17 protein-coding genes are annotated in these 15,328 nt (G+C 46.4%); all 17 read left to right on the plus strand.

Translation table 11 applies throughout. The annotated features are described in order from the left end of the window. Positions 1–3 precede the first annotated feature (3 nt). The 17 genes from urtC to AC08OG_RS01455 all read left to right on the plus strand — a co-directional run bounded on the left by urtC (position 4) and on the right by AC08OG_RS01455 (position 15,315). On the plus strand, positions 4–1,170 hold the full coding sequence (gene urtC / locus AC08OG_RS01375; RefSeq protein WP_292403603.1) for an urea ABC transporter permease subunit UrtC: 1,167 nt from the start codon (positions 4–6) through the stop codon (positions 1,168–1,170). Next, entirely contained in the window at positions 1,170–1,916 is a 747-nt protein-coding gene (gene urtD / locus AC08OG_RS01380) for an urea ABC transporter ATP-binding protein UrtD (RefSeq protein WP_292354391.1), read from the plus strand. Before urtC ends, urtD begins: the two co-directional genes overlap by 1 nt. A gap of 21 nt (positions 1,917–1,937) precedes the next feature. After that, the gene (gene urtE, locus AC08OG_RS01385; RefSeq protein WP_292354393.1) at positions 1,938–2,627 is read left to right on the plus strand and encodes an urea ABC transporter ATP-binding subunit UrtE; all 690 of its coding nucleotides are present in this window, start codon (positions 1,938–1,940) and stop codon (positions 2,625–2,627) included. A gap of 120 nt (positions 2,628–2,747) precedes the next feature. Then, complete coding sequence (locus AC08OG_RS01390; RefSeq protein ID WP_482929920.1) at positions 2,748–3,626, plus strand: urease accessory protein UreD; 879 nt, start codon at positions 2,748–2,750, stop codon at positions 3,624–3,626. A 27-nt stretch (positions 3,627–3,653) separates the two neighbouring features. Further along, entirely contained in the window at positions 3,654–3,956 is a 303-nt protein-coding gene (gene ureA, locus AC08OG_RS01395) for an urease subunit gamma (RefSeq protein WP_292354397.1), read from the plus strand. A gap of 11 nt (positions 3,957–3,967) precedes the next feature. Beyond that, positions 3,968–4,276, plus strand: a complete 309-nt coding sequence (locus AC08OG_RS01400; RefSeq protein ID WP_292354399.1) for an urease subunit beta — start codon at positions 3,968–3,970, stop codon at positions 4,274–4,276. Further along, a complete protein-coding gene (gene ureC / locus AC08OG_RS01405; protein ID WP_292354401.1) occupies positions 4,273–5,991 on the plus strand; it encodes an urease subunit alpha in 1,719 nt (572 codons plus the stop codon). Before AC08OG_RS01400 ends, ureC begins: the two co-directional genes overlap by 4 nt. A gap of 23 nt (positions 5,992–6,014) precedes the next feature. After that, the gene (ureE, locus tag AC08OG_RS01410) at positions 6,015–6,515 is read left to right on the plus strand and encodes an urease accessory protein UreE (protein WP_482929921.1); all 501 of its coding nucleotides are present in this window, start codon (positions 6,015–6,017) and stop codon (positions 6,513–6,515) included. A gap of 1 nt (position 6,516) precedes the next feature. Continuing rightward, positions 6,517–7,197, plus strand: coding sequence for an urease accessory protein UreF (locus tag AC08OG_RS01415; protein ID WP_482929922.1), 681 nt, complete (start codon positions 6,517–6,519; stop codon positions 7,195–7,197). Positions 7,198–7,213: 16 nt separating this feature from the next. Further along, entirely contained in the window at positions 7,214–7,822 is a 609-nt protein-coding gene (gene ureG, locus AC08OG_RS01420; RefSeq protein WP_292403615.1) for an urease accessory protein UreG, read from the plus strand. Positions 7,823–7,846: 24 nt separating this feature from the next. Continuing rightward, positions 7,847–8,416: a HupE/UreJ family protein gene (locus AC08OG_RS01425; RefSeq protein ID WP_482929923.1), complete on the plus strand. Its 570-nt coding sequence runs from the start codon at positions 7,847–7,849 to the stop codon at positions 8,414–8,416. Between the two features lie 185 nt (positions 8,417–8,601). Beyond that, positions 8,602–12,039, plus strand: coding sequence for a hybrid sensor histidine kinase/response regulator (locus AC08OG_RS01430; RefSeq protein WP_482929924.1), 3,438 nt, complete (start codon positions 8,602–8,604; stop codon positions 12,037–12,039). Then, positions 12,032–12,709 (plus strand): response regulator, encoded by a 678-nt coding sequence (locus AC08OG_RS01435; protein WP_482929925.1) that lies wholly within the window; start codon positions 12,032–12,034, stop codon positions 12,707–12,709. Before AC08OG_RS01430 ends, AC08OG_RS01435 begins: the two co-directional genes overlap by 8 nt. Further along, positions 12,643–12,984: a response regulator transcription factor gene (locus AC08OG_RS01440; protein WP_482929926.1), complete on the plus strand. Its 342-nt coding sequence runs from the start codon at positions 12,643–12,645 to the stop codon at positions 12,982–12,984. Before AC08OG_RS01435 ends, AC08OG_RS01440 begins: the two co-directional genes overlap by 67 nt. A gap of 109 nt (positions 12,985–13,093) precedes the next feature. Then, a complete protein-coding gene (locus AC08OG_RS01445) occupies positions 13,094–13,603 on the plus strand; it encodes an MOSC N-terminal beta barrel domain-containing protein (protein WP_482929927.1) in 510 nt (169 codons plus the stop codon). Then, positions 13,600–13,968 carry an MOSC domain-containing protein gene (locus AC08OG_RS01450; RefSeq protein WP_482930565.1) on the plus strand — a complete coding sequence of 123 codons (369 nt, stop codon included), beginning with the start codon at positions 13,600–13,602 and terminating at the stop codon, positions 13,966–13,968. Before AC08OG_RS01445 ends, AC08OG_RS01450 begins: the two co-directional genes overlap by 4 nt. A 144-nt stretch (positions 13,969–14,112) precedes the next feature. Further along, on the plus strand, positions 14,113–15,315 hold the full coding sequence (locus tag AC08OG_RS01455) for a tetratricopeptide repeat protein (protein WP_482929928.1): 1,203 nt from the start codon (positions 14,113–14,115) through the stop codon (positions 15,313–15,315). The last annotated feature ends 13 nt before the right edge of the window (positions 15,316–15,328 follow it).

Genomic DNA, 15,328 nt, shown 5'->3' on the forward strand with positions numbered 1-15,328 from the left:
TAAATGATGAATTTTGTCTATGAGCGATTTTTAGGTGGTAAGAGTGGGGCGATTGCCATTGGTGTTCTGGCACTGCTGATTTTAGTGGTGTTGCCTCTGGCACTAGACTTGTTCCGGTTAAATCTGGTCGGAAAATATCTGACCTACGCGTTTGCAGCGGTCAGTCTGGTGTTGTTGTGGGGGTATGGCGGTATTCTCAGTTTGGGACAGGGAATATTTTTTGGACTGGGTGGTTATGCGATGGCCATGTTCTTGAAACTCGAAGCCTCTGACCCAGAAAGTACTAGTATTCAGACTACACCAGGCATTCCAGACTTTATGGACTGGAATCAGTTGACCGAGTTACCGTGGTTCTGGATTCCTTTTGAAAGTTTCACCTTTACCTTGATAGCTATCCTTCTGGTGCCGTCGATCTTTGCCTTTATCATCGGTTATTCGATGTTCAAACGTCGGGTTGGTGGGGTTTACTTTGCCATCATCACGCAGGTTATCGCTGTGATTCTAACGGTGTTAATTGTGGGGCAACAAGGGTTTACCGGTGGTATTAATGGTATTACCGATTTGAGAACCCTAAATGGATGGGATATACGTGCCGATTCTTCTAAATATATCCTTTATTTTATCAATGCCATTTTGCTGTTAGGCGTCATTATGGTGAGTAAATTCATTCTCACCAGCAAACTAGGACAACTGCTTCTGGCGATGAAAGACAAGGAAGATCGAGTGCGTTTTTCAGGCTATGACGTCTCGAACTTCAAAATCTTTGTATTTTGTGTTTCAGCCGTCATTGCGGCCATCGGTGGAGCGATGTTTACCTTACAGGTAGGCTTTATGTCTCCGTCTTTTGTCGGCATCGTGCCTTCGATTGAAATGGTTATTTTCGCTGCTGTCGGTGGCCGAATGTCCTTGGTGGGGGTGGTCTACGGTACATTGCTAGTGAATTACGGTAAAACGGCGTTTTCTGAAACTTTCCCTGAATTATGGTTATTCCTGATGGGCGGGTTGTTTATCGCAGTGGTGATGTTCTTCCCGAATGGTTTGGCGGGTATTTACAACAAATATGCCCCTAAAGTGAAGTTTCTAAAGCCATTATTTGATAAACCAGTGCAATCAGAAAAGAAATCTGCCACGAAGATTGAATCTGAAGCCACCACCGAGGGAGCTAAATAATGACGACTACAACAGATTTTTTGCTGGCAATTGAAGATCTCACGGTTTCATTTGATGGCTTCAAAGCAGTCGATACGTTAACAATGTATATCGATAAAAACGAATTGCGAGTGGTTATCGGCCCAAACGGAGCGGGTAAAACCACCTTGCTGGATTTGATATGCGGCAAAACCAAATCCAGTTCCGGTTCGATCAATTTTAAAAACAAAGAAATGACCAAGATGGCCGAACATGAAATCGTTCGGGCGGGTATTGGTCGTAAATTTCAAACGCCATCTATCTACGAGAACCTGACGGTGTACCAAAATCTGGAAGTTTCTTATCCAGAAGGACGTGGGGTATTTGGCAGCCTGTTTTTCAAGACCACTGAACAAGTGATTAAACGCGTTAATGAGGTGGCCAAAGAAATCCAGCTGGAAAACTTTCTTGAGACTGAAGCGGCGATTCTCAGTCATGGTCAGAAACAATGGCTGGAGATTGGCATGTTACTGATGCAGGATCCGGAGTTATTGATGCTGGATGAGCCAGTCGCCGGGATGAGCGCCAAAGAACGCGATGAAACCGCCGAATTGCTCAACCGGATTTGCCAGAATCGATCCGTGATAGTGATTGAGCATGATATGGAGTTTGTGAAAAAAATCGCCCGTAAAGTCACCGTTCTGCACCAAGGAAAAATCCTTGCTGAGGGGACGATGGACAATGTTCAGGCGGATGAAAAAGTCATTGAAGTCTATCTTGGGCATTGATTTTAAGCTGGGAGATTAACCATGTTTGAAGTAGAAAATTTACAAGTAAGTTACGGCCAGAGCCAGGTTATTCATGACATCAGCTTTAACGTCGCTAAAAATGAAACGCTGGCCATTATGGGACGCAATGGCATGGGTAAAACCACGTTATTCAAATCCCTCATGGGGATCCTGCCCAGTCAATCAGGTAAAGTCAGTATCGAAGGGACTGACGTTGGCAGTATGGAAAGTCACAACCGTGTTGCCAATGGGATTGCTTATGTGCCACAGGGAAGAATGATTTTTCCAACATTAACGGTGCAGGAAAATATCGAAACCGGTCTGCAGGTGTCGAAAATGAAACATATTCCGGATGAGATATTCGCCTTGTTTCCCGTATTACATGATATGCGTCACCGCAAGGGCGGTAACCTTTCAGGTGGTCAGCAACAACAGTTGGCGATTGCCCGTGCTTTGGTGACCAATCCAAAAGTATTACTATTGGATGAACCGACGGAAGGTATTCAGCCTTCAATCATCAAAGATATTGCCAAGGTCTTAAATGAAATTCGTAAAATGCGTGAAATCACCATTATCGTTTCTGAGCAGGTGTTGAGTTTTACGATGGAAGTGGCAGACCGTATTATTGTGATTGAAAAAGGTAAGTTCATTCATGAAGATATGCGAGCCGACGTTGATGCCGACACGATAAAGAAATATTTGACGGTTTAAGACAAATATTATTAGGTTCTGTTGATATTTCAGGTTTACAACAAAGGCAGCTATGAAAGACCAGCAGATCCAGGCAGACAAATATGCTTATCAATGTCCAACATGAAGGAGTGTGTTGGCATGAATGTTCGCTCAGAATTAACACAACAAATTGATAAACCGGTAATTAATCAGTTGATGACTGGCTGGGATGCCAGTCTCAAACTGCTGTTCGATAGCCGCTCCAACAAAACCATCCTTGCCCGCCGTCAGCATCATGGGCCGTTGGTGATTCAGAAAATCCTCTATCCTGAAGGCGCGAATCCTGCCCATGGCGTTATTATCCACCCTCCCGGGGGTGTGGCAGGTGGCGATAATTTGCAATTGACGGTGCAAATGCAAACTGAATCATCTGCACTGTTGACCACCCCGGGTGCCACCAAATGGTATAAATCAGCCGGTCGCCAAGCCAGTCAGAAGATTGAGATGACGATTGATGATAATGGCCAATTAGAATGGCTGCCACAGGAAAATATCGTATTTGATGGTGCTGATGTCGCGCTTAATACTCAGGTTAATCTTAGTGAAACAGCAGTATTTGCTGGCTGGGAAGTCGTTTGCCTGGGCAGGCAGGCCAGTGGTGAACGTTGGGGTAGCGGGCGTTTTCGTCAAAAGTTATTGATTAAACGTGAAGGCAGGTTAATCTGGAATGAATCTGCATTACTGGATCCCGATAGCAGAGTACTGCGTTCAATGGCCGGATTACGTAATCAAGTGGTTTTTGGCAGTTTTGTGGTGGCCGCTGGCATTACGCCGGCAGAGATCCTGCAAAGCTGTCAGGACATTCAGATTGATTCTTCAGCGGATTATGGCGTTTCAGCACTGCCGGATATATTCACCGCACGTTATATTGGTCCCTGTGCCCAGGAAGCCAAAATATATTTTGAAAAATTATGGCACTGCCTGCGTCCGTGGTATGGCAAGCGATCAGCTATCCGGCCTCGCATTTGGGCTACCTAGACAAAGATAAACAAGGTTGAAAAAGCAATGGAACTGACTCCTAGAGAAAAAGATAAATTACTTATTTTTACTGCGGCACTGGTGGCCGAGCGACGAAAAGACCGAGGCCTGAAACTGAATTACCCTGAAGCTGTTGCCTATATCTCGGCGGCGATTATGGAGGGGGCACGAGATGGCCGAACGGTTGCGGAACTAATGGACTATGGTGCGACTTTACTGACATTGGATGATGTGATGGAGGGTATTGCTGAAATGCTGCCGGAAATTCAGGTCGAAGCCACCTTTCCTGACGGCACCAAACTGGTCACCGTGCATAACCCAATTATCTGAGGACACTGACTATGATTCCCGGAGAAATGCGAGTAAAAGCGGGCGATTTACAGATGAATGTAGGTCGTGAGGTGATCACCATTGATGTTTCCAATAGCGGCGACCGGCCGGTGCAGATTGGATCGCATTATCATTTTTTTGAAGTCAATGATGCTTTGCTGTTTGAACGCGAAAAGGCTTATGGATTTCGCTTGAATATTGCTCCGGGTACAGCTGTCCGCTTTGAGCCCGGCCAGACCCGCACCGTCGAATTGGTTGCATTATCCGGTTTGCGTCAGGTTTACGGTTTTGCCGGCAGAGTTATGGGAGCTTTATCATGAGTCTGAAAATTGATCGGCAAGCCTATGCCGAAATGTTTGGTCCGACAGTGGGCGACAAAATCCGGCTGGCCGATACAGAATTATGGATTGAAGTCGAACAGGATCTCACCACCTATGGTGAAGAGGTTAAGTTCGGCGGTGGCAAGGTCATCCGCGATGGCATGGGGCAATCACAGAAAGTCTCAGTTGAAGTTGCTGATACCGTGATTACCAATGCCCTGATAGTCGATGCTGTTACCGGTATTATCAAAGCGGATGTGGGGCTTAAAGATGGGCATATCTGGGCCATTGGCAAAGCCGGAAACCCAGACATTCAACCTGATGTAACCATACCATTGGGTGCCGGTACCGAGGTCATTGCCGGCGAAGGTATGATTCTTACCGCAGGGGGTATCGACAGTCATATTCACTGGATCTGTCCGCAGCAGATTGAAGAAGCCCTGATGTCTGGGATCACCACCATGCTGGGTGGTGGCACTGGACCGGCTACCGGGACCAATGCCACCACCTGTACGCCGGGACCATGGCATATTCACCGGATGCTGGAAGCCGCCGAAGCCTTTCCAATGAATCTGGGTTTTTTCGGCAAAGGCAATGTGTCGCAGCCTGAGCCAGCCAGAGAACAGATCGAAGCTGGCGTTATCGGCCTGAAATTGCACGAAGACTGGGGTACCACGCCTGCTGCTATCGATAATTGTTTATCGGTGGCCGAAGAGATGGATGTTCAGGTAGCCATCCACACCGATACGCTGAATGAATCAGGTTTTGTTGAAACCACGATAGCGGCCTTTAAAGATCGCACCATTCATACCTTTCATACCGAAGGTGCTGGCGGAGGGCATGCGCCGGATATTATCAAAGCTATCTCAGCCGAGAATGTTATTCCGTCGTCCACCAATCCCACACGACCATTTACCATCAATACCATTGATGAACATCTGGATATGTTGATGGTGTGCCATCATCTGGATCCTTCGATTGCTGAAGATGTGGCGTTTGCTGAATCGCGTATCCGCCGGGAAACCATTGCTGCAGAAGATATTCTTCACGATACCGGTGCGTTTGCCATTATGTCTTCCGATTCGCAGGCAATGGGGCGGGTTGGTGAGGTGGTGATTCGCACTTGGCAGACTGCGCATAAAATGAAAGTACAGCGAGGTCCTTTGAAAGAAGATGCCGAGCGTGGTGATGGTGATGCAGATAACTTCCGGGTGAAACGTTACATTGCCAAATACACCATCAATCCGGCAATTACTCATGGTTTTTCCCATAAAGTCGGTTCCATTGAAGCCGGTAAATTTGCTGATTTGGTGTTATGGCGCCCTGCATTTTTTGGCGTGAAACCGTCGCTGATATTAAAAGGCGGCATGATTGCCGCAGCAGCGATGGGCGACCCTAATGCATCAATTCCCACACCACAGCCGGTGCATTATCGGCCGATGTTTGGCAGTTTTGGCAAAGCCTTAAAAACCTCTTTAACCTTTGTTTCAGAAGCGGCCTTGGCCAATCCTGCGGTCGCAGCACTGGATTTACAGAAACCGCTGGTGGCAGTGAAAAACTGCCGTAATATCGGTAAAAAAGATATGGTGCTCAACAATGCTACGCCCAAAATTGAGGTGGATCCGGAAACCTATCAGGTGTTGGCAGATGGTGAATTATTAATCTGCGAACCGGCGACTGAACTGCCTATGACGCAGCGTTATTTCCTGTTTTAGCAATTTATAGGCAAGGTTCAAAAATGTTATCGATTTCCACCAAACTGGATCATATTCATACCGACACGGTCATTGCCGATGTGGTCAGTCTGAGTTTCGATTTACGGCAGAAAAGCCGTATTCGTGTGACTTTGCAATCAGGCGCAGAAGCCGCGTTATATATGCAGCGTGGAACGATTTTGCGCGGTGGTGATTTTCTGCAGGCGGATAGTGGTGAAATCATTGAAGTAATTGCCGCCGATCAGGCCGTGATGAAAGTAACTGCTACCACTTCAAAGGCTTTAACCCGAGCAGCTTATCATTTGGGGAACCGTCATGTGCCTCTGGAAATTGGTGATGGATGGCTGAAGCTGGAAACGGATTCAGTTCTCAAAGATATGTTGTTGGGGTTAGGGGTGCAGGTTGAAGAATTACAGGCGCCTTTTGAACCAGAATCCGGAGCCTATGCTGGCGGTGGCGGACATCACCATCATGATGATGAACATTCACATGATCATGTTCACGCACATGGACATAGTCACTAAGATGAGTTCAGCGTCGCTTTCCCGTCTGTTACAACTCGCCAGCCCAATGTTGCCAGTGGGTGCCTACAGTTATTCACAGGGACTGGAATGGGCAATTGAATCCGGTGAGGTGATCGATATTGAATCATCGAAGCAGTGGATAGGCGATGTGCTGTCGATCTATTTTGTAAACTATGAATTACCGGTTTTGCTGAGGTTATATAAGGCCTGGCAGCAGATGGATGGTCCACAGATACAATACTGGGACGAGTATTATCAGGCCGGTCGCGATAGCAGTGAAGCATTGGCTGAAACGCGGCAGATGGCCTATTCATTACTGCGGTTGCAACGTGATTTAGCTACCTGGCCACCACAAATCGTCTTATTAAGCGGCACCCTGCAACAACCGGCTTTTCCGACTATTTATTCAGTCAGCGCCCTGTGTTGGGAGATTTCGCTTGACGATATGTTGCATGCCTATGCCTGGTCTTTTCTGGAAAATCAGGTCAGTGCGGTGATGAAAACCGTGCCTTTGGGACAGGTGGCAGGACAACGCATTTTGTCAGAGTTAGCGATGACCTTGCCTGCTTTAGTCGATCAAGCCATGCAATTACCCGATGACGATATACAGAATTTCTGCCCAGCACTGAGCATTGCTGGCTGTCGACATGAAACCCAGTATTCCCGTTTATTTCGTTCATGAATAAGAGAAAAACAAAATGAAAGAACCTTTACGAGTTGGCATCGGTGGTCCGGTTGGTTCCGGTAAAACAGCCTTAACGTTGGCCTTATGCAAGCGACTACGCGACAAATACAATATTGCCGTGGTGACCAATGATATTTATACCAAGGAAGATGCCGAGTTTTTAACCCGTAATGAAGCGTTGTCAGCGGATCGGATTATTGGTGTAGAAACTGGTGGTTGTCCGCATACTGCCATCCGCGAAGATGCTTCGATGAATCTGGAAGCCGTGGCTCAACTCAGTAAACGTTTCGATCCGTTGGATATCGTGTTTGTTGAAAGTGGTGGCGATAATCTGGCTGCGACGTTCAGTCCGGAACTGTCGGATCTGACTATTTATGTGATTGATGTGTCCGCTGGTGAAAAGATCCCGCGTAAAGGTGGTCCGGGCATTACCAAATCAGATTTGCTGGTGATCAATAAAACCGATCTGGCCCCATTGGTCGGGGCTTCTTTGGAAGTAATGGATCGTGATTCCAAACGTATGCGTGGTGAACGGCCTTTTGTATTCAGTAACCTTAAGCAGGAAGACGGTTTGGATCAGATTGTGGCGTTTATTGAAAAACAGGGACTGATGTTGAATTAACCGTTTAACCAAGAGGGAAAAGAAATGAAAAAAATGCTTTTAACGATACTGGGTATAGTCGCTTTTCCAGCCATTGCTTTTGCTCATCCCGGACATGATATGGCTAACTTTGCCAGTGGATTCAGCCATCCGTTTACGGGTATTGATCATTTGCTGGTGATGCTGGCGGTAGGTTATTGGGCCGGAAAGTCTCAGTCTTCTGCACGATGGCAGGTACCGATGCAGTTTGTCATGTTTATGCTGTGTGGTGTGGTACTGGGTGCAGTGATATCCGGGCTGGCAGTTGTTGAAGTAGCGATTGCAGTCAGTGTGTTGGCAATGGGCTTGGTGATTTTACTCAACACTTCAATTAATCGATTCTGGCAACTGACATTAACCACGGTCTTTGCGTTATTGCATGGCTTTGTTCATGGTCAGGAATTGGTTGCTGCAGGCAATGGCCTGGCAGCTGTAGCGGGTATGGTGATGGCGACCATGATTCTGCTCGCCACGGGTGTTTACCTTGCCAGTTTTAAAGATCAACTGGGGCTGTTCGTACAACGTGCCTTTGCGACATTGTTAACGTTGAGCGGAGCATATTTGTTAATAACGTAAACAGTCACGAACAGCAGGGACAAGTGGACCGGTCTGTCTTTCAGGTAAGTGACTGAAAGGATAGATCGGTCCCAGCTTTATTAGCGTTGAAAAAAACAATACGTAATACTACGTAGATAAAAAACCGCTGCTCGTACATTATGATGTTATTGGGTAAGTTACACCCAGCGCATTTAATCTGGAGCATGGATATCCATCAATCGGTTGGGCTAAATGTATCAGGAAGTGAAGCTTTGATGGATTCATCAGAACATAATGCACCACAGCGTATTGTCAAAATTCGTCGTGATTACAATACCTGGGTCGCTAATGAAACGTTGGAAGACTATGCGCTGCGTTTCACACCCCACTCTTTCAGAAAGTGGTCAATTTTTCGTGTCTCCAATACGGCACTGGGTGCTATTTCCTTTCTGGTTCTGGAGGTTATCGGCGGTGCACTAGCTGTCAATTTTGGTTTTGTGAATGCCTTTTGGGCCATTCTGACCATTAGTCTGATTATCTTTATGACCAGTTTGCCCATCAGTTATTATGCCGCCAAATACGGCCTGGATATGGATTTGCTGACCCGCGGTGCGGGATTTGGCTACATCGGTTCTACTATCTCTTCATTTGTCTACGCGACCTTCACCTTTATTCTTTTTGCGCTTGAAGCCGTGATCATGGCCTACGCCTTAAATATGTACTTTGGATGGCCGATTTATGTCTGGTATTTGATTTCAGCAGTGATCGTAATTCCTTTAGTCACGCATGGTGTGACCTTAATCAGTCGGATTCAGATGATCACCCAACCGATCTGGTTGTTCCTCATGGTGTTGCCATTTATCTTTATTTTTGCCAAAGAACCCGATGCCATTCGGGGCTTGATGAATTTTGCCGGCAGCTCCGGTTATGACAGTACGTTTAATATTTACATGTTTGGTACCGCCATTGCCATCGGTATGGCATTGATCCCTCAGGTGGGTGAACAGGTCGACTTTCTGCGATTTATGCCGGAAAAAACCCAAAAAAACCGTTTTCGTTGGCATTTAGGAGTCATATTCGCCGGTCCGGGCTGGATTTTTATCGGCATGATCAAAATGTTTGCCGGGGTGTTATTGGCTTATCTGGTGTTAAATGGCGCAAAGTCGGTTGAAGAAGCCGTTAACCCCACCTATATGTACCATGTGGCATTTAGCTATGTTTTCTCCAACGCGGATGTATTGCTGGCGGTCACAGTATTTTTTGTGGTGCTGTCACAAATCAAGATCAATATCACTAATGCTTACGCTGGTTCACTGGCCTGGTCCAATTTCTTTGCCCGCCTGACCCACAGCCATCCTGGCCGTGTGGTGTGGTTATTATTCAATGTGTTGATAGCCACCATGCTGATGCTGCTGGATGTGTTTCAGGCACTGGAACAGATTTTGGGACTATATTCGAATATTGCTATTTCCTGGATCACGGCTGTAGTAGCCGATCTGGTGATTAATAAACCCCTGGGTTTAAGTCCCAAAGGCGTCGAATTCCGCCGGGCCTATCTATATGATATTAATCCGGTTGGGGTGGGGGCAATGGCCATCGCCTCTTTGTTTTCAGTGTTGGCATTTGTCGGCGTATTTGGCCTGGAGGCGCAGTCATTTTCATCGTTTATCGCCATGTTTACGGCGTTAATCTGTTCTCCATTATTTGCCTGGTGGACCAAGGGAAAATATTACCTGGCGCGCCAGCCGTATAAGTTTCATCCCGGCAAAACCAAAGAAATCTGCAGTATTTGTGAGCGGGAATATGAAATTGATGACATAGCCTATTGTCCAGCCTATCAGGGTGCTATCTGCTCATTGTGCTGTTGTCTGGATGCTCGCTGCAATGATGCTTGTAAGCCACATGCCAAACTGGATTCGCAGTGGCAGGCGACCATGACAAAACTCTTGCCTAAATCCTTGTGGGGCTATATCCAGAATGGTGTAGGACATTACATCCTGCTGATGGGGATGACGGTGTTATTACTGGCATCCATTTTTGGATTGATCTATCTGCATATATCACTGACCACCACGGACAACGCAGCGCAGATTTTGCCTGAAATACAAGTGGGTTTTCTCAAGGCTTTTGCCGCTCTGGTTCTGGTCAGTGGCATTATTGTCTGGTGGCTGATTCTGACTTCGCAAAGCCGCAATGTGGCGCAGCAGGAATCCAACCATCAAACCAGCTTGCTGCAGCGTGAAATCATTTTGCATGAACAAACCGATGCTGAACTGCAGCAGGCACGGGTTGTTGCAGAACAGGCAAACCAGGCCAAAAGTCGCTATATAACTGGTATCAGTCATGAGTTACGTACCCCATTAAACAGCATTCTGGGCTATGCCCAATTGATGGATAACAATGCTGATGTAACGGCAGAAAATAAAAATGCCATTAAAGTCATTCTGCGTAGCGGTGAGCATCTGCTGTCGTTGATTGAAGGTACTTTGGATATTGCCCGTATAGAAGGTGGAAAGCTGCAATTTGATATCAAATCACTGCGTTTTCCTGAATATATCCAGCAAATTATCAGTATGTTTGAATTGCAGGCGATTAATAAAGGGCTGAAATTTGAATATGAGATCAGCTCGGATTTACCTCGTATCGTGCGTGCTGATCACAAACGTTTAAGCCAGATATTGATTAATATCATTGGTAATGCAGTGAAATACACCAGTGAAGGGGCTATTTATCTGCGCTTTAACCATGCCCGCGAATTTCTCTCGATAGAAGTTGAAGATACCGGCCCGGGCATCAAGCAATCCGAACTGGATCATATTTTTGAGCCGTTTATTCGGGGCAGTGCGGCGCAGGGAATCGGTGGTACCGGATTGGGACTGACGATCAGCAAGTTGCTCACTGAGTTGATGGGCGGTGTTTTGCATGTTGAAAGCCACGTAGGCAAAGGCACCACATTTTTTGTCCGACTGTTTTTACCCTCAGTGCGGGTCGAAGAAGATTTGCCGCTTATCTCCACCCGAATGCCAGTGGGTTACCGGGGACCGCGGCGTAAATTACTGGTGGTCGATAACGAACCGGTGGATCGGGAACTGCTGTTAAATATTCTTGAGCCGCTGGGGTTTGACGTCAGAGAAGCCGCATCGGGAGCCGAATGTTTACGGATTTATCCGGACTTTCAGCCCGAAATCATTTTTATGGATTTAGCGATGCCGGAAATGGACGGTTGGGAAACCTGTCATCTGATCCGTAATGTACATAAGTCTGATGTCAAAATCGGCATTATTTCAGCCAATGCCTTTGATAAAAACCTTGAAAATTCATCGGGTATTACTGATAAAGACTTTATCCTGAAACCGGTCAATCTATTTGAACTGATCAACTGGATTGGCGAACGATTGAATCTGCAATGGATCGAGAGCAAGGAAGAACTGGTATCAGAAACTTCCGTGGTGGAATATTCACTGCCCCCGGTTGAGGTCTTAAATAACTTGCTGGAGATGATCAACATGGGCTATCTGGTCGGCGTCCGTAAACTGATTACCGAGATTGATGAACAAGGACTGGCCTGCGGACAGTTTGTTAGTGAAATACGCCAAATGTCTGAAAAATTTCAATTAGGCACCATGAAAACCTTTATAGAAGAGAAATTAGCTAATGTCTGAAAGCCCGCTTAATGCAGTAGTGCTGGTGGTCGACGACACCCCCGATACGCTGGCGCTTTTACATGATGCTTTGGTGGAATCCGGTTATACCGTTCTGGTGGCCGATAATGGTGAATCCGCATTAAAAATCAGTCTGGACGCAACTCCGGATATTGTTCTGCTGGATGCGTTAATGCCAGGTATGGATGGTTTTGAAGTTTGCAGGCACCTTAAGCATGATCTGAATACCCGCCATATTCCGGTGATTTTTATGACTGGTCTGACCGAATCCGAGCATGTGGTAGCCGGGTTCTCAGCAGGAGGCATCGATTATGTGACCAAACCGTTGAGCCCTGTCGAAGTTATTGCCCGGATTAATACCCATTTGAAAAACTCCCGTTTGATCAATCAGACGCAGGGCGCTCTGGATGCATTCGGTCAGGCTGCTATTGCGGTATTACCGAGCACCGGCAAAATTGTCTGGCAGACACCTCTGGCGCGTCAGTTGATTGAAAAATATATGAGTCATGAAGACGATCTATTGATTCAGGATACCCCCGAAGCCTTGCAGGATTGGGTGTTGCAGTTACATCAGGGGGAGAAAGACGGTTACGTCCTTACATTGTGCATAAACCCACCGGGCGACTTATTTTTAACCCTGCTGATCTGCAAAGTGAAGAGCAATGGCTGATCCTGTTACGAGAAGAGTCTGAAACCGCACAGATTGAAGCCTTGCGAGCGGTATTCAATTTAACCAATCGGGAGTCGGAAGTATTGCACTGGGTGATCCTTGGCAAAACCGACAAAAGTATTGGTGAGATTCTCGGTACCAGTCCACGTACCGTCAATAAACATATGGAACATGTGTTTACCAAACTGGGAGTGGAAACCCGTACAGCAGCGGCTTCGTTGGCCGTAAATAAACTGCGTTCACTGACGGGCAGTAATAGCTTCGGAACAGAATAACTGTTTCAAAACGTCTCTATTTCCGGATGGCTCTGCCATAAAATAATAGCGTGCATTACAACGACGTGAGCATGAAAAACTGAACGTATCGAATCTTTCAGGAGCATTCATGATCAAAGTAGGAACTGTAAAACAAATCTGGCGTTATCCGGTGAAAGGTATGGCGGGAGAAAGCCTGAACTATTGCCATCTTGGCGATATGGGCTTGCAAGGCGATCGTATCTGGGCGTTGCGTGATGTGGCACGTCAGGAAATTCAAAGCTGTAAATTCAGGCCCCAGTTATTACGTTGTGTTGCCCGTTGTCGCAGTACCCAGATGACCGGGGCACATGATCAGGTCGATATTCATTTTCCGGATGGTCGTGTTGTAGGCAGTGACGATCCCCAGATCCATAGTTTGTTATCTGAATTAACCGGCCATAATTCGACCCTTGAATCGCTGAGGCCCCTAGCCGAGCTGGATTTTTATCGGCGGCATAAAAAAGATGACCATACCTGGCTGGAAGAATTAAAAGCCACGTTTGATCGAGTAGCCGGTGAACCTTTGCCAGAGATCCTGGATGACTTGCCATCAGCAGCAAAGGATTTTGTGTCTCTCCCAGGTACGTTTTTTTGGTGACACCTTTTCATCTGCTCACCACTGCGACGCTAGCCCATATGCAACAACTTAATCCGGAAGCCGATTGGGATGTGCAACGCTTTCGGCCCAATCTGGTGATTGAAACGCTGCCCGGTATGGAAGGACTGGTTGAACAGGCATGGATTGATAATAAACTACGAATTGGTCGTGCCACCATTGAATGCAATAGCAGCACACCGCGTTGTGGGGCAGTGACCCGATCTCAACAAAAACTGGAATCCGACAGCAGCATATTACGCAGCATTGTGAAACAAGCCGATCAAAATCTGGGTGTTTATGGAGCCATCAAACAAAGTGCAGTAATTCAGCTAGGGGATGAGGTTTTTCTGCAAAACGCGTCATGATTTGCAATAGAACAGACTTGAGATTAGATATAAAGACAGCTGATAAGCGATCAGACAATTAATGTCCTACATAAATAAAGGAAATTTACCCAAAATTAGATTAACCTACATTAATACATTCTAATTTGATGTTAAAGGTTAAAATTGCAACGACTGGCATTAACTCTGCTTTTTAGCAGTATGCTCTTTGGCTGCGCTGGTTATCAGCCAAAGGATATTTTTGCGCAATCCAGAGAGTGGCTAGCACAAACCAGTGATGGGGCGGCGGCAGATTACGATGATGAAATTGACGTTTTATTTGCCCAGCCCTATATCGATCCGCTCACCGATTATATCAATCAGCATATTGATGATGAACGTCGTGCCGAACCACTACGAAAGGTCAGTGCAGAACGTAAAGTTCGCTGCCAGGAAATTGCCGATAAATATCTCACTCGACCGCTTACTCAAGAGTCATTGAATCTGTATAAGGCGGGATACAGCTACTCCTGCCCAAAAGATGTTGAACAGTTTGCTGTGAGACTGGCCGAAGCCAACAAACAAGCACCCACAGCATCTTCTCAAGCCGAACCTCCCGTCTCTGATGAAAAAGTGGTGGTGGATAAAGCCATTGTTTCAAATGTGAATAAAGAACAGTTAAACGACTGTTATTTGTTGACAACCATCAGCAATTTTCGCGAAGCCAAACAGGCCTGTCTGTCCCCGGCGAAAAATGGCGACGTGCGCTCCCAATTAAATATGGCGGTTATTCATAAAGCTCTGACGGAATATTCTCAATCTCTGCAATGGGCGGAGAAAGTTGAACAGGACTCACCACGCGCTCGTTATCTTATTGGTGAGCTCTATGCTTTGGGGCTTGGTGTGCAACAGGATTATCAAACCGCTTTTAAATGGTTTGAGAAATCTGGGCAGGATGGTTATGCCGAAGCACAACATATGCTGGGTTTATTTTATGAAATGGGTAAAGGCACCCAACAGAATACAGATCTGGCGCTCAAATGGTTTCAACGTGCGGCCTTAAATAATTATGTTCCGGCCAAACATTCGCTGGGAGCGTTGTTAATTCAACAAAATAAAAATCCAGCGAGCATCACACAAGCAGAAAAATGGCTGATTCAAGCTGCTCGTGCTGGATATGCTGAGTCTTCTTTATTGATGGGACGAGAGTTACAACAAAGTGACCTTACTGAGGAAAAAGCCCAAGCGGTCATCTGGTATGAAGTAGCCCAACAACAAGGTTCAGCCGAGGCAGAAAAGCTGGCGGAAAATCTTCGCCCTCAAGTGAATCCTGAGGCTATTAATCTGGCTCGACAGCAAATTCAACGCGTTCTTGACGGTCAGAATTAAGGGCTTTTAAGGA

The sequence above is a fragment of the Methylophaga sp. F7 genome (genome assembly GCF_056863975.1).